Source organism: Paenibacillus lutimineralis, from assembly GCF_003991425.1.
Classification (GTDB): Bacteria; Bacillota; Bacilli; order Paenibacillales; family Paenibacillaceae; genus Fontibacillus; species Fontibacillus lutimineralis.
In genome coordinates, this window is the sequence record NZ_CP034346.1 from 1,596,709 (window position 1) to 1,622,029 (window position 25,321).

Consider the following 25,321-nt stretch of genomic DNA (forward strand, 5'->3'; position numbering starts at 1 on the left):
ACGCATTGAACGTTGAATGCGACAAGGAAGAGAAGTGGAGGCTAGACGGATGAGCAAGAATGGCATACATAGCGGTGAGCGCCCTTATTATTTGTTTCTCTTTTCGGCACAGACCCGGGAGGGCCTGATTCAGAAATTGACGGATTTAAAAGCGTGGATCATCGAGGAAGAAAATGCGGATGTCGGCGATATCGCCTATACGCTGTCAGCAGGCAGAAGTCATTTTTCGGAAAGGGCGGCACTAATCGCACCGAATATAGCGGATCTGGCGGTTGGACTGGAGCGGAAAATGAACGAGCTGGTCTCCAGTAACCATTCTGCCGCGCATGGCGGTAACAAAAAGCGAGGTGGGAAGGCAGACCAGCGCAGGCTCGATGAGTTGGCTGTTCAGCTTGGGTTGGAGCAAGACAATTCTCTCGAAGCCTTCCATCGGAAGCTTGAGGATATCGCGGGGCTGTATATCGAAGGTTGTGACTGTGATTGGAACGCCATCTTTCGTGACCGGCCGTACTTCAAGGTTCCGCTGCCGACGTATCCTTTCCGCAAGGAAAAGTATTGGCTGGAGCTGAAGGCAGCGAAGCCGCAGCAGCAGTCAGCACTTGAAAGCGCGGGAATTGCGACGTTAGGGCCGGTACTCGACAGTAATCGCTCCACCGTGCACGAGCAGTTTTTTGAGAAGACGCTGACCGGTAAAGAGTTTTATCTGAATGATCATATTGTTTCCGGGCGCAAGTTGCTTCCGGGTGTGGTTCAGCTGGAAATGGCTATGTCCGCCGCCGCCGCTTCATTGCCCGGTGTCAATATCCATAGCCTGAGCCATGTGGTTTGGAGTAATCCCATTCAGCTTGAGGAAGGAATTGAATCGCAAACTGTACAAGTCCGTTTGTATCCTGGCGAGGAAGCATCGGAGCTGAGCTACGAAATTACGAGCCGTACGGGGGAAGAAATGGTTATTCACAGCCGGGGCAACGTCGGTTTTTCGTCCGAACCCTGCGCTGCTTCCAGGCAAACGATAGACATTGACTTACTGAGCCGTGGCAAAACGAAAATCAGTGGCACGCAGGTTTACGATAAGTTCCGACAGCACCAGCTGAATCTGGGGCCTTCATTCCAATCGATGACGGAGATGCTGGCCGGCGAATCGGAGGCTGTTGCTTTTATCGAGTTGCCGCCTCATCTGCAGGGAAATTTTTCGGAGTTTACGCTTCATCCTACGATTGTCGATGGGATTCTGGAGGCGGTCATCGGTCTAGTTAGCGCCACGGATACGGTGGAAGGTACGGTGGGGCTCCCCTATTCTTTTGACAAGATGGAGATTCATGGGGAACTTCCGGCCAACTGTGTGTCCTACGTGCGGAAGTTGGATTCCACGGACGGTGAGCTGGCATTTGATGTGCTACTAGCGGATGAACAGGGACGAGTGCTGCTGAAATTTTCGCACTTCGTGCTGAAGGTATTCTACCAAGGAAAACAACAGAGCGCAGAAGAGCTCTGCTTTAGATATGAATGGAGAGAAATGGAACTAAGCGGGCTTTCCAGCATTGAAGGCGATATTATCATTTTCACAGAGCAGACCCATCAGTACCGTAAATTCGCCGGAGAGCATGCAGGGAAAGTTTATTTGGTTGAGCCCGGGACGGGCTACAGCCAGGACGGAGAAGGGCATTACCGTATTAATCCCATGAATCGCAATGACTATACCTTGCTGCTGGATAGGTTGAAACAGGATGGCTGCAAGCTGGAAACTATACTTTACGAAAGGAAAGGGGACTTCGGGTTAACAGCTAGTTCCTCCCAAGTAGCCTACCAGAGTCAGTTGTTCCTGGCGCAAGCGCTTATGGAGGCTCAAACGAACCGGCATACGCGCGTGATCCAGGTCGGACTGACGGAAGAGCTTGTTTCCCCTGGGCTTGGTGCGTTCAGTGGGTTTAACCGGACGATTTCGCTGGAGAATTCCAAGCTTCATTTCAGTGCTTTATATATAGAAGAGGAGCGCCTTGGCGATCTTTACCGGATCGTTGCTGCGGAACTGGATACCGGTGCAGCAGCCGAGGTCCATTACAGACAAGGTAAAAGATATGTCCGCACCCTGGTCGAGGCCGATTTCCCTAACCTGACGGCAGGATCTCATTCTGGAGTAAGCGCTGGGCTTGGTGAATTGCGTCAAGGTGGCACATACGTCATTACCGGCGGTCTAGGCAAGCTAGGTTGGATTGTGGCAAGGCATCTAGCGGAAAAGTATGCGGCTCGACTGGCGCTGATAGGTAGATCCGCTGTTTCTCTGGAGCAGAAACGGGACCTTGCAGTGTTAAGGGCGCTTGGCGTGGAAGTGATGTATGTGCGCGCCAACCTTTCCAAGGAAAGCGAAACAGTCTCTGCTATTACCGAAATCAGGGCAAAATACGGCGCAATCCACGGCATTATACATACGGCTGGCGTGACGAGGGATGCCTTCATTGCCGCTAAGCAGGTGGAATCCTCTACAGAGGTGCTAGGTGTCAAGATTGATGGCCTACTCCATCTCGATAAGGCAACGCAAAGCGACAAGCTGGATTTCATCGCCTGTTTCTCGTCCATCGCCGCAGTCACCGGCAACTCAGGGCAAAGTGATTATGCCTTCGCCAACGCATTTATGGATTACTATGCTTCTTACCGCAACGCCATGGTGCATGCCGGACGTCGGTCGGGACGTACCATCTCCATCAACTGGCCCTTATGGAAAGAGGGAGGGATGTCGGTAGATGACCAGACGTTGCGCTTCTTTAAAAATACAATCGGGCTGAAGCCGCTGGAAACGGTGGATGGCCTGGCTTATTTCGAGGCTGCTCTGCGCAGCGGCTACGAGCAATTGCTGATCCTTCAGGGCAACCGCAGCAAAATTTGCTACATTCTCAACTTGCAGGATCAAAAGGCAAAGGATTTCGCCTCCGTGGAATTGGACGAAGATTTGCCGTTCAAGGTTCAAGAAACGGTATCGATGTTGTTCGGCCAACTGATGAAGTTGGGTACTACGGCCATTGATCCCGATCAGGATTTGGGCGAGTACGGCTTCAACTCCATCACGTTCACGGATGCGGCCAATGCGGTTAACGATACATTTAAAGTCAGAATGACACCGGCCGCCTTTTTTGAGTATCCAACGGTGCGGGTGCTTTCGGGCTATTTATGCACGAGCTATATAGAGGAACTGACAGCATATTTCGGAAATGACGAAATTAAGGCTCTATCTGGGGAGGACGTGGTTGATAAGAGACCAGCCAAGCTGGTGGCCAACGATACGCTCCAAGCCAAAAGGAGCTGGAAAAGCCTAAATCCGGTTATGGCCGAAACGCGCCGACGTGAGCCTATCGCCATTATCGGAATTAGCGGAGCGATGCCAGGCTCGAAGGATCTGGAGAGCTTCTGGGAGCATTTGAGCAAGCAAAAAGACCTGATCACGGAAATTCCAGTCAACCGCTGGGATTATCGTGAGCTGAACCGTCTGCTAGGAGGAAGCAAGCCAGTCTCAAACAGGGGCGGTTTTATGGAAGAGGCGGATCGATTCGACTCCGGATTCTTCAATATCAACCCGCGGGAGGCCGATCTGATGGATCCGCAGCAGCGGATTTTTCTGGAGACGGTATGGTCGGCAATTGAAGATGCAGGGTACAAGGCATCAGCGCTGTCCGGCAAGAAGGTGGGGCTGTTTGTCGGTGTTTCGACCAACGATTACAGCACACTTTTGCAAGATAATGAGGTTGAGATTGAGGCTTATTCATCCACAGGCAGCTCGCATTGCGTGCTCGCCAACCGGATATCATATTTGTTCAACTTTCGCGGCCCAAGCGAGCCGATCGACACCGCCTGTTCCAGCTCTCTCGTCGCGGTTCACCGCGCTGTGGAAAGTATCCTGAGTGGCGACTGCGATCAGGCGATCGCCGGAGGAGTCAATGTGATTGCTGCGCCAACGCTGCATATTTCCTTCAGTCGCGCTGGCATGCTTTCCCCTGACGGAAGGTGCAGAACCTTTGATAAAAGCGCTAATGGCTATGTCCGTGGGGAAGGAACCGGGGCCATATTGCTTAAGCCACTAAGTCAGGCCGAAGCAGACGGAGACTATATTTATGCGGTCATCAAGGGAACGGCTATCAATCACGGCGGCAAGGTCAGCTCCCTTACGGTGCCGAACCCGAAGGCTCAGACCGAAGTGCTGGTGGAGGCATACAGCAAGGCGGGCTTTTCGCCAGATACCGTTGGATACATCGAGGCACACGGAACAGGGACGAGCCTAGGAGATCCGGTAGAGATCAACGCGTTGAAGGGCGCATTCAAGGAGCTGTACCAAAAGTACGGTATACCGGTGGAGCAGGAGCACTACTGCGGGCTCGGGGCCGTCAAGACGAATATCGGACATCTGGAGGCCGCAGCGGGCATCGCCGGAATATTGAAGGTTATACTGGCCATGAAGCACAAGACATTGCCGGGAAATGTTCATTTCAATACGTTGAATCCATTCATTGAGTTGGAGCATTCCCCATTTTACATCATAGAGCACACACAGGAATGGAAGTCGATCGGCCATGCCCCGAGACGTGCGGGTGTCAGTTCGTTCGGATTCGGTGGCGTCAATGCGCATGTTGTACTGGAAGATTATGAATCTGAATTTGTGCCGACCCAAAGTGATAACGCCAACGTGATTGTGCTCTCAGCCAGGTCGAAGGTTCAGCTGCAAGAACAGGCAAGGCGGCTTGTCGCCTACCTGGATACCTACAGCGCTAAGAAAGAACTGACGCTGCATAATATCGCCTATACGCTGCAAAACGGGCGCGAGGACATGACCGAGCGGATTGCGTTTGTTGTATCGGATCGCGCCGAACTAATGCGCGTGCTTACAGAGTACGTAGAATGTCCGGAAAAAGCGTCGGTATTCTACGGACATGTGGCCGGTTCAAGCACATCAAGGCATACTTCGAGCAAGGTGGGGAAAGGCACGGCAACGAGCCATGACAATGTGAAGAGTCTTGAGACACTTATGGAACGTTGGCTTATCGGTGAAGCGGTGGATTGGAGTGGACTGTATGAAAGACGAGAAGGTAGACGCATTCCGTTGCCAGCTTATCCTTTCGCACGGGACATCTGCTGGGCCCGCAAGGACAGCCGACCGATAACACCGAAGCTGGCTGCTGCCGAAGCTGCCTCCGTGCTGCATCCGATGGTAGACAGCAATGTGTCCACGATGGAGGAGGAGAAATTCTGCAAGACGCTGCGTCTGGAGCAGTTTTTCCTGAAGGATCATATCGTTGGAGGCAAAGTTCTGCTTCCCGGGGTTGCTTATCTGGAAATGGTGAGGGCGGCGGCGGCATTGGCCGGAATCGAACCGGTTACAGGACTCAGCGAGGTTCGTTGGATCAAAGCGATCGAGCTAGAGGATGCACGAAAGGACATCTATATAACGTTCGAACTGTCGGCGCAGCTTGAACTGGTGTACCAAGTGTTCAGCGAGTATGAAGGATCGCGAATGCTGCATTCCACAGGAAAAGTGCTGAAGGAAACGCCAGCGCCTGCAGAGCGCATCGATCCAGACCGTATTAAGGAGAGAAGCGTCTCGATACTGGAGCATCATGAATGCTACGATCATATTTTCAAAGGCGTTGGTTTTGATTACGGACCAGCGTTCAAGGTGACACAGCGGGCGTACTGCTCGGAGAATGAGGGCTTGTCGGAGCTATCCCTGCCCGAATATTTGGAGCTGGACTACAGCGAATATGTGCTTCACCCTTCGCTAATCGACGGGGCTGTAAGATCCATTTCCTGGGTCGGCAACCGCACGGAAGATGATCTGACGCTGCGCGTTCCTTATGCACTAGATCGCATGGAACTGCTCGGTTCTGTGCCGAAGAAGTGCTATGCCCTAGCCAGACCATCCGAGGGAACAACAGGAACAGATGATGAAGGCACGCGTAAATATGATATTCAAATCGCCGATATGGACGGGCTGGTAGTTGTACGGTTGTTTGGCTTCTCCATCAAGCAGTTTTCCCAAAAAAGCGCAGGAGAGCAGCTGCAGCCGGATCTGACGCTGTATGCACCAAAATGGATGGAAGTGGCGTTAGGCAAAGAAACAGCGCTTCCCCAAGTTATTCTCTTATTCGGTACGGATCCTCTCGCGGAGTCGCTACGCGGACAAGCAGCATCGGTTGGCATGGCAACGGGGTGCTGTATTCTGGTTCGGAGCGGAGATAGCTTTTACGAAGATGAAAACGGCGATTTCACAGTAGAGCCTGCGAAGGAAGATGATTACCTCCGCTTGTTTGCAGCCTTAAGCAGACGTGGGCTGGCTATCAGCCATGTTCTTCATGCTTGGAATGTACAGGAGGAAGCGAATTTGGGCGCAGTCGTACATGCGCTATCCCCACAGCAGGCTGAAACGGAGGCGGTGCTTGATCGTGGGCTTTATTCGCTCCTTTACCTACTGAAAGCAACGTCGGCGATGAAGAACAAAGCTAAAATCCGCTGTCTTTATGCCTACGGCAGCGTAAATTCGATGCATACGGCGCCGCTACATGAAATGGCTGCGGGCTTTGCCCGTTCCCTTGCGGCGGATCATCCATTATTCCAGCTCAGTCTTGTGGAAGTCAGTGGGAAAGCGGCGAAGCGTCCAGCAGAATTCCTACTGCAAGAGCTGCTTCCGTCGCATTTGGCGAACGGGACAGAAATTAAGGCGGACGGAATGAACCGCTGGGTACGGAAGTTTGTGCCTCTGTCTCCGATGAGTGCCGCAAAGGAAAGCCGCTTTGAAAACGGAGGCGTATATGTCATTACGGGCGGGACCGGCGCTCTGGGCATGATTCTCGCCACCGAACTGGCGGCCCGTTATCAAGCGAGACTGGTGCTTGCCGGAAGGCATGATACGGATGAAAGCGTATGTTCCAAGCTGGAGCGACTTCGGATTCTCGGGGCGGAAGTAATATACATCCGTGCGGATGTAGCAGTCAAGGATGAAGCTGAGCGGCTGATCATAGAGGCGAAAGCTACCTTTGGTGCGATCAATGGCATTATCCATTGCGCGGGCATCGGGGAAACGGCAAAAGCTGCCGAAAGCGGAAAGACCAACTTCTCCCGGATTCTGGGGCCCAAGGTAGATGGAACGCTGAATCTTGACTTAGCCAGCAGTGGCGAGCCATTGGATCTCTTCGTTCTGTACTCTTCGACCTCTGCTCAGATTGGAGATATGGGTGCCGGCAGCTATGCCGCAGCCAATGCTTATATGGACCGTTACGCTGAGTATCGGAGCCGGCTTAAGGCAGAGAACCAACGCCATGGTCAAACCGTATCCATCAATTGGCCGATGTGGAAGGATGGGCGATACCGCCTTGAAGTGGCGCAAGAGCAGGCTCTAGCCGAATATTACGGCATGCTTCCGCTAGGAAGCGGAGACGGATTTGCCATCTTGGAGTCGGCGCTTAGAGAAGGAGCTGCGCAGGTTTTTGTTGGCTATGGAGATCAGCTGAAAATCGCCCGCGCCATCGGTGCCGCAATTGAGGAGCGGCAATCGCCGACTGTGGAGAACATATTCGAAGTTGGAAGGGAATTGAAGGAACCAACAGAGGAGTATCTAGCCTCACTGCTGGCGAAAACGCTGGGTGTTTCCAAGGATCGAATAAGTGCGGATTCCCCGCTGGACGCATTCGGTCTGGATTCCATCATGATTCTTGAATTGAATGAGGCGCTACAGCAGGAGTTTGCGGCCCTTCCAAATACGCTGTTCTACGAATTCAACACAGTCGAAGCGTTGGCCGGGTATTTTATGACCCATTACTCCGCCCGACTGGCAACTATGTTTGACCTGGAGCAGCCCCGTAAAGCGGACAAAGCGACTCATTCTTCTGCAGCCGCGAAATTCGTCGCTGCTGAGAATAACGAGTTCCCAACAAACGGGCGTTTCCAACCTAAAGCGCATGTCTCGCTCTCGCAACCAGCTACGGCGGCAAATGGTCTTATGGATATTGCAGTCATCGGTATGGATGGACGGTTCCCGATGGCAGGAAGTATTTCCGAGCTATGGGAGAACCTGAAGGACGGCCGCGACTGCATCACAGAGATTCCACCTGATCGTTGGGACTACACTCAGGATTATGATGTGGAGAAAGGCAAAAAAGGAAAAATCTATACCAAATATGGCGGTTTTATCGAAGATGTCGATAAATTCGACCCGCTGTTCTTCCAGATGACGCCTCGCGATGCGGAGCTTACCGATCCACAGGAGCGATTGTTCCTAGAATGCGCCTACCATGCGGTGGAGGACGCCGGGTATACGCGGGAGAGGCTTGCTCACGGCAAGGTCGGCGTATTCGTTGGGGTCATGTACGGGCATTATCAGCTAATCGGGACTGAGGGATATTCATCGGGTAATCTCGTCGCGCCGAACTCTTCCTTCGCTTCGATTGCGAACCGGGTTTCCTACCTGTTCAATTTCCAAGGGCCGAGCATGGCGGTGGATACGATGTGTTCCTCGTCGCTCACAGCGATCCATTTGGCATGCGAGAGCATCCGCAGTGGAGAGAGCGACGCGGCTATTGCCGGCGGTGTGAATGTGACGATCCATCGCAACAAATATGTTTTCCTTTGCAGCCAGCGGTTCGCTTCTAGCGAAGGAAAGTGTCGTGCCTTCGGCGAAGGCGGTGACGGCTATGTGGCCAGCGAGGGCGTCGGAGCAGTACTGCTTAAGCCGCTCAGCAGGGCGATTGAGGACGGCGACCATATCTACGGTGTGATTAAAGGAACGGCAATAAATTCCGGCGGCAAAACAAGCGGTTATACCGTTCCGAACCCCAACGCGCAGGCAGCGGCAATCGCCGATGCACTCCGCAAGTCGGGTGTCGATCCCCGTACGATCACCAGTCTGGAGGCGCACGGGACGGGAACCTCACTGGGCGACCCGATTGAAATTGCCGGGCTGACAAAGGCGTTTGGGCAGTACACGAGTGATAAGCAGTTTTGTTCGATCAGTTCGGTCAAATCTAATATCGGGCATCTGGAATCGGCGGCGGGGATTGCCTCTGTCGCCAAAGTAATGCTGCAAATGAAGCACAAAATGCTTGTTCCTTCCATCCATACGGATCAATTGAACAGCGGCATCCGCTTTGAGGATACCCCGTTCTATGTTCAGCGGACGCTGGGCAGCTGGGAAAAGTCCCCTAAACTTGGCCTAAGAAGAGCGGGCATCAGTTCCTTTGGGGCCGGAGGCTCCAATGTCCACCTGATTGCCGAGGAATTCGTGCTACGGCAGACTGCCGTGGAGCTGGATGGGAAGAAGCTGGTCGTGCTGTCCGCCAAAAATGGCGAGCGGCTTACCGAGAAGGTTCGAGATTTATCCCGCTTCCTAAGCGGGCCGTTGGATGAAGAATACACGCTTTCCAATATTGCCTTTACGCTCAGCGTGGGCCGCGAAGAGATGGAGGAACGTATTGCCATTGTCATCCAATCGCTAGATGAACTAAAGGTGGGTCTGCAAACCCTTCTAGATGGGAAAAGCACTGAAAATGTATTCAGAGGAAATACATCCGCAGCTTTCGAGAACGGGGCATCGTTCATCGGCAATACGCCTGAAGATCAGGCTTATATCGCTGCCTTAGCCGGAAAGAACCGTCTGGAGCAAATCGCAAGATTATGGGTGCTCGGTACCCCGTTGAATTGGAGCCTGATTTATGGTGGTCATAAGACCCGCAGGGTATCGCTTCCGCTGTATCCATTTGCCAAGGAACGATATTGGCTGGATCGTTCGGCGACACAAGCGCCGGGCAGCTCGGCTATAGTACCGGCTACGGAACCAGGAATTTCTGTGCTACACCCACTACTGGACAGTAACGTATCCACCTTACGCGAACAAAAATTCCGCAAGCGGCTTTCGGTGGACGAGTTCTTTTTGCGGGATCACATCGTTAATGGTCAGATCCTTCTTCCGGGGGTCGCTTATATTGAAATGGCAAGAGCAGCGGGAGAAATTGCCGCTGAAACGCCCGTCACCGCAGTGAAAGATATCGCTTGGCTGAAGCCTGTCGTGATGGATGAGGATTTCAAAACACTTGAAATCGTACTGGAGCCTGAAGGCACTAGTGTCCGCTATGAAATTTCCGACGGTGAAGTAGGGGGTACGGTGCATTCCAGGGGTGTTCTCGAATTTGATGAAAATGATGTGGCAGGAGAGGATCGTTGGTTCGATATTGAGGCGATTAAAGGCCGCTGCCTAAGCCGCATTGGCAAGCAGGAATGCTACGGGAGAATTTTTAAACATATTGGATTTGACTACGGGCCTTCCTTCCAGGTTACAAATGAGGTGCTAAGCGGGGAGCTGGAGACGCTCGCACGACTATCTCTGGACGAGGAATTCAGAGGATCCCTGCACGAGTTCGTATTGCACCCTGCGTTACTGGACGGAGCCGTCCGCTCCGTAGCTGCGGGTAGGGACGAGGAGGGGCGGATCACACATATTCCGTTCTCTCTTGGCAGCACGCGTATATTCGCACCCATTCCTTCCGAGTGTTATGTGTACACCCGAGTGAAGGAGCAGCCGGGGGGCGACAACCAGGGACTCAATATTTTTGATATTGCCATTATAGATTTAAATGGTAACGAACTCGTACGGCTGGAGGACTTTATCGTTCGGCCCTTTGGTGGCAAGCCGGAGCGCCAGGATCAGGAGGAACTGCTGTATTATACGCCAGTTTATGAAAGGGCCTCGCTGCCTAACAGCATGGCCGCCGGACTGCGAAACGTACTTGTGTTTACCGGGCATGAGAGTGATATCCTTCCTGAAGGGAAACTGCCGGCCGGGGCGGATGCCTGTATTTGGGTGATACCCGGCGGAAATTACCGGGGCTATGACGGAAACAGCCTGGTCATTAATCCTTCCCATGAAGAAGATTATGAAAAAATGCTGGAGGAACTTCGGATTAACGGCTTTGAACCAACTCATGTGCTGCATCGCTGGACATGCACAGAAGTGTCGCCTCCCGCGGCGGAACTGAATGTCGATCGAATCGATACAGTGGTGGAGTCGATGCTGGCATATGGAGCGATGTCTGTGGTGTATCTGTTCAAGGCGTACATGAAAGTCTACGGGCAGCGGGCACTCAAGCTCTTGTTTGCCTACAATGGCGGGGAAGATAGCTTCACGGCATTGCATGAAATGCTAGGTGGCTTTGCTAATTCCATTGTAACCCTGCACCATAAGTTTCAAATTGTTACCGTCTCGGTTGAAGACTCCGCCTGGTCTGACCACAATGAAGCACTCTACAAGGAGTTGTTCTCCGCAGCGGGTGGAGGACATTCGGAAATCCGCTATCAATCTGGGGAGCGGCTGGTTCGCAGAATCACGCCGTTCTCCCCTGGTGAAGCGGTGGATGTTGAACCAATGTGCTTTAAAGAGCAGGGGGTTTACCTGATTACCGGTGGAGCAGGGGCACTGGGCATGATTTTTGCCAAATATCTTGTCCGCCGCTTCAGAGCCCGGGTGGTTTGCACGGGCAGACAGCCGCAAAGCCCTCGAACGGAGGCCTTGATGGACGAACTGAGAGCGCTTGGCGGCAGCGGAACTTACGTGCAGGCTGATATCTCTAATACTGCAGACGTTGCGGCATTGATGGAACTCATTACCACCCAGTTCGGTGTCCTCGACGGGATCATCCACTGTGCGGGAACGGGTGCTTCGTTACCGGTGACAGAATCAACAAGCGACACGGCCCATAAAGTCATGAGCGCCAAAGTTCAGGGTCTGCTGAACCTTGACCTTTTGAGCAGAGAATTAGATCCAAGCATCGTGATCCTCTTCTCTTCGGTATCCGTCGAGCTTGGCGACCTTGGGGTCGGCTACTATGCTATGGCAAACAGCTTCATGGATCGGTATGCACGCATACGGAACACGCTAGCGGCTGAAGGGTTGGTCAACGGAAGAACTCTCTCCATTAATTGGCCACTCTGGAGCGGGGGAGGGTTCGAGATTCCAGAGAGCGAATCGGCTTTCTATTCTACTTATTTAGGAATGAAGACCATAGATGAGGAGATGGGCATCGCCGCGTTTGAAACGGTGATCCAAAGCCCTGCGGGCTCCGGTTGTGTCATTGTAGCCGCTGGCGATCCGAAGAAGATTGGACATGCGTTTAAGGTGGATGCAAATAAGTCGGCGCCTGCCGCCAATCTGGAAGATAAAGAGGCCATTGTCGATATGCTGGTTCGGATGCAGGCCGGCGAGCTTAGCGAATCAGAAGTGGAACAGTGGATGGGAGGGATACGATGAAAGACGCCAGCCTTGAAATAAGTCAGATTTTAAAATGGATCAAGCAAGGGGAAATTGATCCGGAGGAAGGATATGCCCGGATAAAAAGCTTGAAAAGCCCTGTTTCGGCAGTGCCATGCTCCCAACCGTCCGGTAGCTCTGATACCGGCAAGGGGCAGGAACTGATGAATTTTGCAGTTCAATACTTGAAACAGTTGCTCTCCCAAGTCATTGGCTTGGAGCCAGATCGGATTAATGCTAAGCAAAGCCTGGAGGATTACGGGGTCGACTCGGTGGCGATTATGGAGATCAATGCGCTCCTAGACAAGGACTTTGCTAACCTTCCGAAGACGCTGATGTTTGAATATGGGAATCTGCACGATCTCGCTACCTATTTTATGCAACATCATCGGGAGTTACTGGAGGCTATGTCAGGCTTGCCTGATAAGAAGGCCGCCTCCGAGCCCCAGAGCGCCCCTGCACATGTAAAAGCGGAGGAGCCAAAGCGATTTCGGACCTTTGCCGAACCTGGCAAGAAGCGTAATTTTTCCAAGGAGAATCCGGTTCCCGAAAAGGATGACGGCATCGCCATCATAGGCATTAGCGGCGTCTTCCCAAACGCTAGAAACCTGGATGAGTTCTGGAGCAATCTGAAGAACGGAGTGGACTGCATTTCAGAAATTCCGGCAGAGCGTTGGGATCACAGCCGCTACTACGATCCAGAAAAGGGTAAGAAAGGAAAAGTGTATAGCAAATGGGGCGGCTTCATCGACGAATACAACTGCTTCGACCCGCTGTTTTTTCAGCTGACGCCACGGGACGCTGAACAGCTTGATCCTCAGGAGAGGCTGTTTCTGGAATGTGCGCACAGCGCCATTGAGGATGGCGGATACACTCGCCAATCCCTCTGGAACACGAAGACAGGTGTATTTGTCGGCGTCATGTACGGCCATTACCAGCTGTTTGGCGCGGAAGAAACGGCAAAAGGCAATACGATGACGCTCAGTTCCTCCTATGCTTCGATTGCTAACCGGGTATCGTACTTCTTTAATTTTGGAGGACCGAGCATTGCGTTGGATACCATGTGCTCCTCATCCCTGACAGCGGTGCATCTGGCATGCGAAAGTATTCACCGCGGAGACAGCGAGCTAGCCATCGCTGGCGGGGTGAATGTAACCATTCATCCCGATAAATATCTATTCCTCTGCAATCAGCGCTTCGCTTCGAGCGAAGGCAAATGCCGCGCGTTCGGCAGCGGGGGAGACGGATATGTCCCGGGCGAGGGAGTAGGAGCGATTCTGCTCAAGCCGCTTGCCAAGGCGATTGAGGACGGAGACAACATTCACGGGATTATCCGGGCGTCGTCTATCAACCATGGAGGCAAAACGAACGGCTACACTGTTCCTAATCCGAATGCGCAATCGAGCCTTATTTCCGAATCGCTACTTAAGTCGGGGATTCATCCGAGGGCGATCAACTATATCGAGGCACATGGTACTGGAACGTCACTGGGTGATCCGATTGAAATCAGTGGGCTTACCAAAGCGTTCCGCGCCTATACCACGGATAAGCAATACTGTGCCATCGGCTCAGTGAAAAGTAATGTCGGGCATTTGGAATCCGCAGCAGGCGTGGTCTCCATTATTAAAGTGCTCCTGCAAATGAAGCATAGGCAGCTTGTGCCATCGCTCCATTCCGAGGTGACTAATCCGAATATTGATTTTGAGGATACCCCATTTTACGTCCAGCACAAGCTGGAGGAATGGGAACCGGCGGTTATCCAGGAAGGCGGCTTAAGGAAGGAAATGCCAAGGTATGCATCCGTCAGTTCTTTCGGCGCGGGCGGCACCAATGTGCATATCATTCTGGAAGAGTATGCGCGGGAAGAGAACCAGACACCGCCAGAGAAGGAAAAGGGGGCAGACAAGCATGTATTCGTCCTATCCGCCAAGAACGGGGATCGGTTGAATGCATATGCCAAGCGTGTTCTTGAATTTATCGAACGAAATGCGATTGTCCAGGATGAAACGGAGGCGGCAGTGAGTCCAGCGGAGCTCAAGAAATATGTCACCGACGATATCATCGCCTGCTTCCTGCAATCTGCCACTTTGCCGCCGCAGATCAGCGCTATGGAGAGCATCGAGGAATACGGACTTTCCATAGAAGAATGGATTGCCGTTACCGAGAGGATTTATGAGTTCTTTCCTGTTCGTATGCCGCATGCGCTTCTTACCGATGGCGGATCGATTGAAGACCTTGCCGATTATATACTGGACCAGATCGGCAGCGAAATTGCCTCCAAATATCAGGTAACATCCGTGCAGCCGGAGGCTGGAGAGAAGTATGGTTTTAGGTTGACGGATATGATTTACACACTTCAAACGGGTCGTGAAATGATGGAGGAGCGCTTGGCAATCATCGTCTCGGACATCGCCGATCTGAAGGGCAAACTGGAGCAATTTCTGGCGGGTAAACGCGGTGTGGCTGAGATATTCAGCGGAAACACCAGCATCGGCGGCGAAATCCGAGATGTATTCGCAGAGAATGAAAAGGGCGAGGCGTTTCTGTTATCGCTTGCGCATTCCGGTAATCTGAGCCAGTTGTGCAGGCTGTGGTGTTCTGGGATTCCATTTAATTGGAGGCTTCTCAGTCCTGCTGCTCTCCCAGCCAGAATATCGTTACCGACCTATCCGTTTGACCGTACGCGATATTGGTTCAACACGACGGAATCGGTCGCTGCCATCTCTGCTGTAAAGACTGAGGCGCTCAACACAGTTCTCGACTCCAATGAATCCGTTTTTGAGGAACAGTGTTATAAGAAAACGTTAACGGCGCAGGATGCCTATCTCCGCGATCATGTGGTCCAGAAGCGGATGGTGCTTCCCGGCGTAGTTTACTTGGAAATGGCTTGGCGCGCCGGAATGATGGCGACGAGGGATTGGAAGCTGCTCTCCTTAAGCGATGTAAGCTGGCGGAGAACACTTGAGCTGCCTCCGGACAGGGAGTCGCAGGAGGTATTCATAGGACTAGCATCTGAAGACGGCGGAATCGACGCAAGCATCTATTCTATAAATCCGTCCGGTCTGAGGACAGTATACTGCACTTGCACTTTGCAGTATGGCGACGGTGCTTCGGAGTCGGAGAGGGACATCCCCGAAGCGGTGGATATCGAGCAGTTGATCGCAATTTCCAGCACCAGCGTTTGCGGCGAAGATTGCTATCGGGAATTTTCACGGCATGGTATGGATTACGGTGTTAATCTACGGGTAATCGACGCGCTTTACAGCGGGGTATTCGGAACGCTGTCCAGAATGCGGCTCCCGGAACATACCAGTCTTCCTTTGAAGGACTATGTGGTTCATCCCGGCTTTGCAGATGGTGCAATGCAGACAGCGCTGTACTCTGTGCTTGTCACCGGAGAGCAGACGGGTACCTTTGTCCCCTTCTCCCTCCAGTCAGTCACGGTATATGGCGCGCTTACGTCCGTTAGCTATTGTTTGGTAAGCCCTATCTCTGAGGGAGTGAAGGAGGGGATGCACTTTGATCTCCTGCTCATGGATGAATCGGGAACGCCGACGATCCGCTTCCAATGCTTGTCTGGGAGGGATTTGACAGCTGCACAGACTGTCCCTCAGGCAGAAACGGCAACGTCCGCTTTCGACGGCTACGACTTGCTGAACCAGATGCTCACCAAGCTGCTGGATGGGGAAACCGAAATTGATGAAGTTGAACGAATGCTGGAGGGAATCTAAATGAGATCGATAATCGAAGGGGTAGCCAGCGGAGCCATTTCCAAGGAGGAGGGACTTCGGCAGATTGCGGCGTACAAGCAGAAACACAAGCAGGATCTCCTGTATTTCACCCAAACTTTGAGAGAGGAGCCGCTGCCCACTGTCCGGGCGAACGATCTTGGTCACGTACTGGTGCTGGCAGCGGACAAGCGCCTACAACCGCTTGTGAGCGACGCGCTTGATTCGAGACCATCCTCATTTACATTTGTCACCCCTGAAGAACTTGGTGCAGGGGTTGACGGCGGCCATTCGTCCTTTGGACTTGAGCAAGCCTTTGCGCAGCTACTTGCAGAGATGGAGAAAAGGGGGCAATTTCCCGGCAGCATACTACATATGCATTCGCAGGAGGCAATGGATGAACGAGGTCATGGTTCGGCGATGGAAAGTGGGTTTTACTCTGTTTTTGCGTTGACCAAAGCTATTTTTTCTTTCAAAAAGCGCGCCAAGGTCAGTCTCTTGTTTCACTATAGGGAATCGGAGGACAGCGCTGTTCATGCTGCAGTCGCGGCCTTTGGCAAAAGCGCGATGATTGAAAATCCCGACCTGCTATTCAAAACGGTCTCGACCGATTTTGGCCGGGAGGCATTCAACGCCGATTCTCTTCAGATGCTTCTCCTGGAGCTTGGTCATATGCAAAGAGGGCACCGGGTTGTCCATTACCGCAATTCCCGCCGCCTCGTACCGCAGCTGGAAGGGCAGGAAGCGCCCGCGTCCATCGTCCAAGCGTCAACTTCGGAAGCGCCGGCCTATCTAATCACCGGTGGACTAGGTGCGCTTGGTTATATGCTGGCGAGTCATTTGGCGGAAACACAGCAGGCCGGACTAGTTCTGGTCGGCCGGACGCCGTTAAATGAGGCGGCTGAGAAGAAGCTGGAGGTACTCCGCCGGGCGGGCAGCAAAGTTACATACGTCTCTTGCGACATAGCCAACCTGATGGAAATGCGGCAGCTATCCGCGACTGTCAAAGCTCACTTCCCTCGTCTGCATGGCGTTTTACATTGTGCGGGAAAGACAGAGGATTCCTTTATCCTCCGCAAGTCGTGGGATTCTATGGCGGATGTACTGGCTCCTAAGGTCGCAGGCACCATTAACCTATATGAAATATTCCGAAATGAGCCTTTGGAATTCATGATGCTATTTTCCTCGATTTCCTCGGTCATCGGGAACATCGGACAAAGCGATTACGCCTATGCCAACAGCTTCATGGATTGTTTCGCTGACGAGAAACGCGGTTTTGCAGGCTTCAGGCTGATTTCCGTCAACTGGCCACTGTGGGAAGCAGGCGGCATGGGCACAACAGCGGATAGCCTAGAGATTTTGCACAAAAATTTGGGGATATCACCGCTTCCGACCTCCCAGGGAGTAAGAGCGATGAGTGGACTCAGCCGTAGTTGGAATGCAAATGCCCTTGTGCTTTATGGCGATGGGGCGAAGATGGAAGAAGCCGTCCATCAGATGAACCATCCGGCTAATATCGGTGTCCTGGAAGAGGCTGCTACGAAGCCACAGTTGCATCCACAGTTGGATGCAACTGAGCTGAAGCAAGGAGCCGAGCAGTATTTGAAGCAAATTTTCATCAAGGTGACCAAAATTCCTCCGCATGCACTGGGTCTAGACGATTCGTTTGAAAAAATCGGATTTGATTCCATTATGGCGATGAGTATTAATGAAGAATTGGAAGCTGTCTTCGGAGATTTGTCCAAGACGCTGTTGTTTGAATACCAAACCCTTCGGGAGCTTGGTGAATATTTCGCGGAGCATCATGCGGGGGTTCTCGGCAAACTGATTGTTCCTCCTGCTTCCAAGAAACCTGCGGCTTCTGTGGCTGTAGGTATTGGTCAGAGCCCAGAGTTGCGGACAGCCAAGCTGCAAGCTCCCCGCAAAGTGATGCCTTCGCCCGCTTCGCCAAGTAAGACCGAGAGCGGGCAACGCACGCGGGAAATGCAGGATATCGCCATTATTGGGCTTAGTGGCAAGTTTCCAATGTCACCCGACATGCGGGCGTTTTGGGATAATTTGCTCCACGCTCGGGACTGCATTTCCGAAATTCCGGGGGATCGCTGGAGCATCGATGAATTCTATACGACGGATAAGAATGAACTTGGCAAAATGTATTGCAAATGGGGCGGCTTTCTGGATGATGTGGACCGCTTCGATGCCTTGTTCTTTAATATATCGCCGCGCGAAGCCGAAATTATGGATCCGCAGGAGCGGCTGTTTCTGGAATGTGCCTACAGCGCTATCGAGGATGCCGGGTACACCAGGGATTCCCTGGGAAGTCACAAGGTCGGCGTATTTGCCGGTGTTATGTACGGTCAGTACCAGTTGTTGGACGCCGAGGTTGACGGGCGCAAAATCGCTTTGTCTTCCGTTTATGCGTCCATCGCAAATCGTGTGTCTTATCATCTCAATTTGAATGGTCCAAGCATCGCCCTGGATACCATGTGTTCCTCATCACTGACTTCCATCCATCTGGCCTGTGACAGTATCCGCAAAGGGGAAAGCGACTTGGCCATTGCTGGTGGTGTAAACGTATCAATCCATCCCGACAAGTACATCTTCCTCAGTCAGCAGAAATTTGCTGCGAGCGACGGACGCTGTAGAAGCTTCGGGGAAGGCGGAGACGGCTATGTGCCAGGAGAAGGCGTTGGAACTGTTCTGTTGAAGCCGCTGGATCGCGCTATCAGTGATGGCGATCATATCTACGCGGTCATCAAGGCTAGTTCCATCAACCATGGTGGCAAGACTACCGGATACACCGTGCCCAATCCGTCTATGCAGGGGGCCGTTATCCAGGAAACGCTGCAGGCTGCGGGAGTGAACCCTCGCACCATCAATTATATTGAGGCGCATGGCACGGGAACGTCGCTGGGTGATCCGATTGAAATCAGCGGCCTAGTCAAGGCCTTTAAAGAAGGAACTGGCGACAAGCAATTCTGCGCTATCGGCTCCGTCAAATCCAACATTGGGCACTGTGAGTCTGCAGCAGGAATTGCTGCGATATCTAAAGTACTTTTACAGATGAAATATGGCATTCTAGTACCCTCCCTGCATTCGGAAGAACTGAATAGCCACATCCATTTTGAGGAAACGCCTTTTTATGTCCAGCGGGAAGTTTCCGCCTGGGATCGGGTTTCCCTGGGGGAGGGAACAGGCCGCAAGGAATATCCGCGCCGAGCGGGCATCAGCTCTTTTGGGGCGGGCGGGGCCAATGCGCATATCATTTTGGAGGAATACATACCTGCACAGTCTGGCGCAGGCGATTCGGCTGAGGAAGACGTGGAGCATATCATCGTGCTATCCGCCCGCTCCGAGGAGCGGCTGAAGGCCTATGCCGGGAAGTTGGTCGAGTACGCTCTTGAAGCAGAGAAAGAAGGTATCCTGCTGGCGGACATCGCTTATACGCTGCAAGTCGGCAGAGAACCATTCTCGGAAAGAGTGGCGTTGATCGCGGGTTCCACCGCTGAGTTGAAGGAACTACTGAACGAATATCTTGAGGGCGAACTGAATCATGGCAAGCTGTTCCGGGGCAATGCCAAGGGCTTCAAGGAATATGCAGAGCTTTTGAGCAACATACAGCCTGGCGTCTCACTGACGGATATGCTACTGGAAAGCGGAAACATTGGGAAAATTGCCCAGTTATGGACACTTGGACTTGAAGTTGATTGGGCTAGACTCCATAGGTCTGGCGATCGCAGCAGAATCCCGTTACCGACTTACCCCTATGCCCGGAACCGTTATTGGGTAAACGAGGTGAAACGTCGGGAAATCAGCTATCCGGCCATCATTCATGAGACAGCGGGATTGGGACGGCTGGTCGAGCGCAATCTGACCACGATCGCTGGCTTTCGGTTTAACTCTCGCGCGGAAATCATCACCCGCCAGTATGGGCTTCTTTCGTTCGGGGGGCAACCCTGTCTGAATCCCTTTGGCATGCTGAGCTTTGCTCGTGAAGCACTTGAACTGGCTGGGTATGATGGAGAATCGATCATAGAGAACGTCGTCTGGTCAGGCATGGCAGCGCACCGGGATGGTCTGATGCTGGATGTCTATATTTATCCTGAAGATGGCGGGGCGCTATGCGAGATTAGGGATGAAGAAGAACGTGTGCTGCTCCAATGCAAGTTTTCTTCTAGAATTCATGCCGAAGAAGATAATCGGAAATCTGATTTGTCCCTGCTAGAGGCAAAAAAGCTCAAGGACGGGCTGGGCGAGCAGATTCGTCAAGATCTTCAATCGTTGTATGGCATTACGGGAGTGCTAGAAGGCGCCCGTGTCGGGCGATCCGATGGCAGCGACCTGCTTGCCGTCATCGATTGCGGCGAACAGATGACTGATTCGCTGGCGCCTGAGGTGTTGAAACAGGCGAGCGAACTGCTTCTGGTCCTAGCTGCACAATCAAACGCGGGATCCCAGGTTATGCTTCAAGCCGTTGCAAATTGGACTTATCGCCACGGTTTGGCCCGGCAATTTATTCTTAGGGTGGAACGCATCGCGGAGGATCAATATGTCCTGACCACGGCAAACGGTGAGGGCGACATTCTCTGGAGTATGCGGGCATCCGCGTCAGCCGGCTTCCCGGCGCACCATCCGCAAGTAGAAGCACAGGAATCAATCGGCGCAGCAACTATGCTATATTACACGACCGAATGGGCTCCAAGCGGCGTCGAAGATTTGAGTGGCGACAGCCTTGGTGGGGACGTGGTGCTGTTTCTGGACGATGCGTCAAAGCTTGCCAGCTTCAAGCTGAGCTTTGGATCGAGAGCTAGGCTGATCTTCGTCACACCGGGGGAGCAATACGCACAATCGGGGAACAGCCATTATATTGTCAATTACGCTGACAAAGGGTATTTGGCGATGCTTCTAAAGGCGCTGGGCGAGCGGGGCATCAGCATAACGCAGATGGTTTTCTTCGCTGGGGCGTCGGAGCTTCCAGCCGAAGCCAAGCTAAGCCACAGCCTGCATCCGCTGCTGTTCCTAACCCAGGCTCTGATGGAGAGCAAGGCGGCGGACAAGGTGCGGCTGGTCTATGCTTTTACCGATACCGGAAGCGAAACGGCGCTGCTGGACAAGGCGCTCGGTGGCTTCGTCAAGACGCTGCGGCTGGAAAGCCCCAACTACAGCTTCAAAACGGTAGCGCTTGAGACTTCCGTTAAGATGGAGGACGTACAGGGCATGCTGGAGCAGGAGCTTCGCCTGTCCAATGAAGAGCAGGAAGTCCGTTACAGCGGAACCGCCCGTTTTGTAAAGCGGCTCGTTCCGGCGCAATCCCAAGTGGATCTGCCGGGTTCACAAGACATATTACGGGAAAACGGCGTTTACATTGTCACCGGTGGGCTTGGTGGACTCGGCCGTTTGTTTGCGGCATACCTTGCGAGGACCCAAAACGCGCAGCTGGTTCTAACCGGACGGTCCGCCCTTGACGATACCAAGACGCTGCTGCTTGAAGAAGTGCGCTCCTACGGAGGAAGTGTAGAATATATCGTTTCAGATGCTGCAGAAATGCAGGATGCTATGGCGCTTGTAGCGCAGGTTAAAGCTAAATACGGGCGGATTGACGGCGTACTTCACTGCGCCGGCATCAACAATGATGCCTATATCCTTAAGAAGGACGTTGCTGATTTAGATCGTGTCATTTCCTCGAAAATAATGAGCACCCTGAATTTGGATTATGTGCTCAGGGAGGAGAAGCTGGACTTCATGCTTCTTTTCTCTTCGCTGACGGGTGAAACCGGAAATCCAGGTCAAGCCGATTATGCCTATGCCAATCATTTTCTAAATGAATTTGCGGTATATCGCAAGCAGCTTGCTTCAAAGGGTGAACGTACGGGAAGGACAGTATCGGTGGCTTGGCCGCTATGGGAATCTGATGGCATGCAGTTATCGGAGGAGCAACGGAAAATTCTTGAACTGCAGACGGGTCTCGTTCCGCTGCCTGTCGAGAAGGGAATCTTAGCTTTTGAATATGCGCTGGGTCTGGATGCAGCTGGCCCGCTCATAGTGGGCTATGGAAAGCAGGATCGTGTACGAAGGCTGCTGGAAGGCGTTAACCGTAGGGGAACGGCGATAAAAGTTGTTAAGACTCATGTCAGCGACATCTCGGAACGTGAACCGGATGACTTGAATGGTTCAGCTATAAAAGAAGAAGTTCGTACCGTAGCAGACGATTCGGGCATTTCGGCCGCCGAGATTCGAAGCGAGGTGACGGAGGGGCTTCTGGAGCAGACTGTGCGCTATCTGATCGGTATATTTAGCGAACTGCTCAAGCTGGAACCCGATGAGCTTGATGTACACGCCGAATTTGAGGAATACGGTGTCGAATCAGTCATGATCGGTTATTTCAACGGCAAACTTGAAGAGGATCTCGGTGAGGTTTCCAAGACGCTGCTGTTTGAATATCAGACGATCACAACACTGGCCGTCCATTTAACGAAGCAATACAACCAAGCACTTATGCTGCTGTTCGGATCTGATGTGCCATCTCAGCAAGAGCGGAGGGCTGAATCAGTTGAGCCGGTCGATCCTAGTGCAGGGAAATGGTATACAGAGGCTACACCTTATGTATGGCAGGAACTGCCTTCGTTCGCGGGCCGGTTCTCCAGCCGTGCGGAGACAGCTCGTCCAACCTCGGATGATGCGATTGCAATCATCGGATTAGGCGGAAAATATCCGTTGGCTTCCGATGTTTATGAGTTCTGGGATAATATCGCTGCGGGCAGGGATTGCACCGGTGAAATTCCGGCCAGTCGCTGGGATTACCGCAAGTATTTCGGTGGCAGCTTTGAGAAAGTTCAAGAAGGCAAGATGTATAGCAAGTGGGGTGCATTCGTTGATGATGCGGATAAGTTCGATCCGGCCTTCTTCAACATCGCCCCACGCGAAGCGGTCATAATGGATCCGCAGGAACGCCTTTTTGCTGAAACAGTATGGTCAGCGCTGGAAGATGCCGGTTATACGAAGAAGAAGCTTCAGCACTATCAGGAGGGGCATGGAGCGAATGTAGGGGTGTTCGCAGGAGCGACCACCTTCTCGTACCAAATGTGGGGGCCTGAGGAATGGGAGCGCGGCAATCTGTCGGCTATGCCGAATGTGTCGCCATGGTCCATCGCCAACCGCATTTCATATATGTTCAATTTTAGTGGTCCCAGCCTAGCAATTGATACAGCGTGCTCCTCTTCTTTGGCGGCAATCCACGCCGCCTGCGAGAGCCTGAGGAGTAGGGAATGTCGTCTCGCTATAGCCGGAGGTGTCAATCTTTATCTTCATCCTTACAAATATGTGCTGATGTGCCAGACCAAAATGCTCTCACCGACGGGGAAATGCCACAGCTTCGGAGACGATGCCGATGGTTTTGTGCCTGGTGAGGGCGTGGGGGCGATTCTGCTCAAGCCACTTCGCGAGGCAATACAGGACAATGACCATATCTATGGCGTAATCAGGGTTACGGAAGTCAACCATGGGGGGAAGGTCAGTGGGTATACCGTTCCTAATCCAGCCGCGCAGGTCAGCCTGATCTCAAAGGCGCTGAAAAAAGCCGGCGTCGACGCAGGCACTATTTCTTATATGGAGGCGCACGGAACGGGCACCAAGCTGGGCGACCCCATTGAGATCAACGCGTTGAACCAAGTGTTTGATGAATACCACCCTGCCAAGCAGTCCTGTCCGATCGGATCGGTCAAATCCAATATCGGCCACCTGGAAGCGGCAGCGGGTATCGCTTCTATCACTAAAGTGCTACTTCAGATGAAGCATAAACAGCTTGTCCCATCCATCCATGCGGAGAAGACGAATAGCAATATCGATTTCGGCAGCTCTTACTTCCGTGTGCAGCGGCAAGCTGCCCCATGGACTGTAGAAGACCGGGAAACGCCAAGGCGTGCCGGGATCAGTTCCTTCGGCGCTGGCGGAACTAATGCATTTGTACTACTTGAAGAATATAAGGCTTCAGGCGATGGGTACAGAAACAGCGGGCCAGAAGATGATGGAAATCAGATTATTGTCCTTTCCGCCAAAACGCAGTATTCGCTGAAGCAGATGGCTATGAGAATGAAGGGCTTTCTGGAGCGTTTTCCGGATACGGAGCTTAGTGACGCAGCCTACACGCTCCAGACAGGCCGGGAGGAAATGAACTGCCGTATGGCGTTTGTAGCGGTCTCCGTGCAGGAAGCGGTGGACAAGCTTACAGTCTATCTATCCAGCGTTAGCCGAGAGGATATCTATACAGGTACGGTGTCCAAGCGCAACCGGCCGGAAGTGGAGAAGTTGGATAATGACGGAAGGACAGCGGCGTTGTGGGTTCAGGGCGCAGCAATCGATTGGGCACTGCTATACAGCCAAGGTATGAGAAGAATCATTCCGCTTCCGACTTATGCTTTTGAACGGGAGAGCTACTGGATCCCTCGGACAGAGTCACGCGGATCGACTCGCGGATCTCACAAAATACATCCGCTTGTGGACGGTAACATCTCCAGCTTTAGCAGGCAGCAGTACGAGACGTTGTTAGGTGAGGGCTCCTTCCAAAGTTTCGGACATACTGCCTTCATCGAGCTATTCAGGGTCACTTCTGAGCTTGCGATGGAAGCGCCTTGCCGCATGATCGAAGATGTCGTCTGGGGCAAGCTGCCGCTTCTTACGGCGGAGTGCAAAGTGGTCACATCTCTGTATGAGAGTGGTCGTTACATTGAATGCGAAGCGGGCTTTGAGAATGAGTCCGGCGAGTACGTTGTATGCGCACAAGGTAAAGTGTCCACGGTCGGATACAGACAACCCCAGGCTGTCGAAATGGATGATTTGGATGATTTACCTTCGCTTGAGCGGCTCCGGGACGACTTTATGGCTCCAGGAAGCTACATTGAGTCCCTGCGTGATGTCCGGACAGGCGGTGGTCGGGCAGCGATGGGCATTGTTTTTAAGGATTTTGTCGAATCGCAAGCGGAACGAGTATTTAACGATCTGGCAATGGAGGAATTGATCCGGAGCCTGGTGCGCATCACTTCGGATGCAGATGAAATAGAATTCCGCTCGCTGTTGCGGTGTACCGTGTATGGAGCGCTTGGACGCGAGGTCAAGGTGCTGGCATCCTGGCGCCTGCTTCAAGAGGGTAAGGCAGTCTATGAAATTACCGTGAACGATGCGCAAGGCAATGTAATCCTGACAATGGAAGAGTTGGTTGTGAAACTCGTCTCTGTACCAGCAGAAGCCGTCGGCGTCCTGGAACACTCCGCTTCGGTCTGATTCGTAGGGATTGCCGAAAGATAGCATATCAAACAAGACAGGT

General features: G+C 52.7%; 3 protein-coding genes. All 3 read left to right on the top strand.

Annotated elements, in window-relative coordinates; translation table 11 throughout:
• The first annotated feature begins 16 nt into the window (after positions 1–16).
• From EI981_RS06610 to EI981_RS06620, 3 genes are read left to right on the top strand one after another with little or no spacing between them, the layout of a single operon-like run.
• Positions 17–12,274 carry an SDR family NAD(P)-dependent oxidoreductase gene (locus EI981_RS06610; protein WP_126996552.1) on the top strand — a complete coding sequence of 4,086 codons (12,258 nt, stop codon included), beginning with the start codon at positions 17–19 and terminating at the stop codon, positions 12,272–12,274.
• Positions 12,271–16,005 (top strand): beta-ketoacyl synthase N-terminal-like domain-containing protein, encoded by a 3,735-nt coding sequence (locus tag EI981_RS30315; RefSeq protein WP_126996554.1) that lies wholly within the window; start codon positions 12,271–12,273, stop codon positions 16,003–16,005. Before EI981_RS06610 ends, EI981_RS30315 begins: the two co-directional genes overlap by 4 nt.
• Complete coding sequence (locus EI981_RS06620; protein ID WP_126996556.1) at positions 16,006–25,278, top strand: SDR family NAD(P)-dependent oxidoreductase; 9,273 nt, start codon at positions 16,006–16,008, stop codon at positions 25,276–25,278.
• Positions 25,279–25,321 lie beyond the last annotated feature (43 nt).

Coding starts and splice junctions, on each gene's coding strand:
- EI981_RS06620 (WP_126996556.1), top strand. CDS start 16,006: ATGAGATCGATAATCGAAGGGGTAGCCAGCGGAGCCATTTCCAAGGAG.
- EI981_RS06610 (WP_126996552.1), top strand. CDS start 17: ATGCGACAAGGAAGAGAAGTGGAGGCTAGACGGATGAGCAAGAATGGC.
- EI981_RS30315 (WP_126996554.1), top strand. CDS start 12,271: ATGAAAGACGCCAGCCTTGAAATAAGTCAGATTTTAAAATGGATCAAG.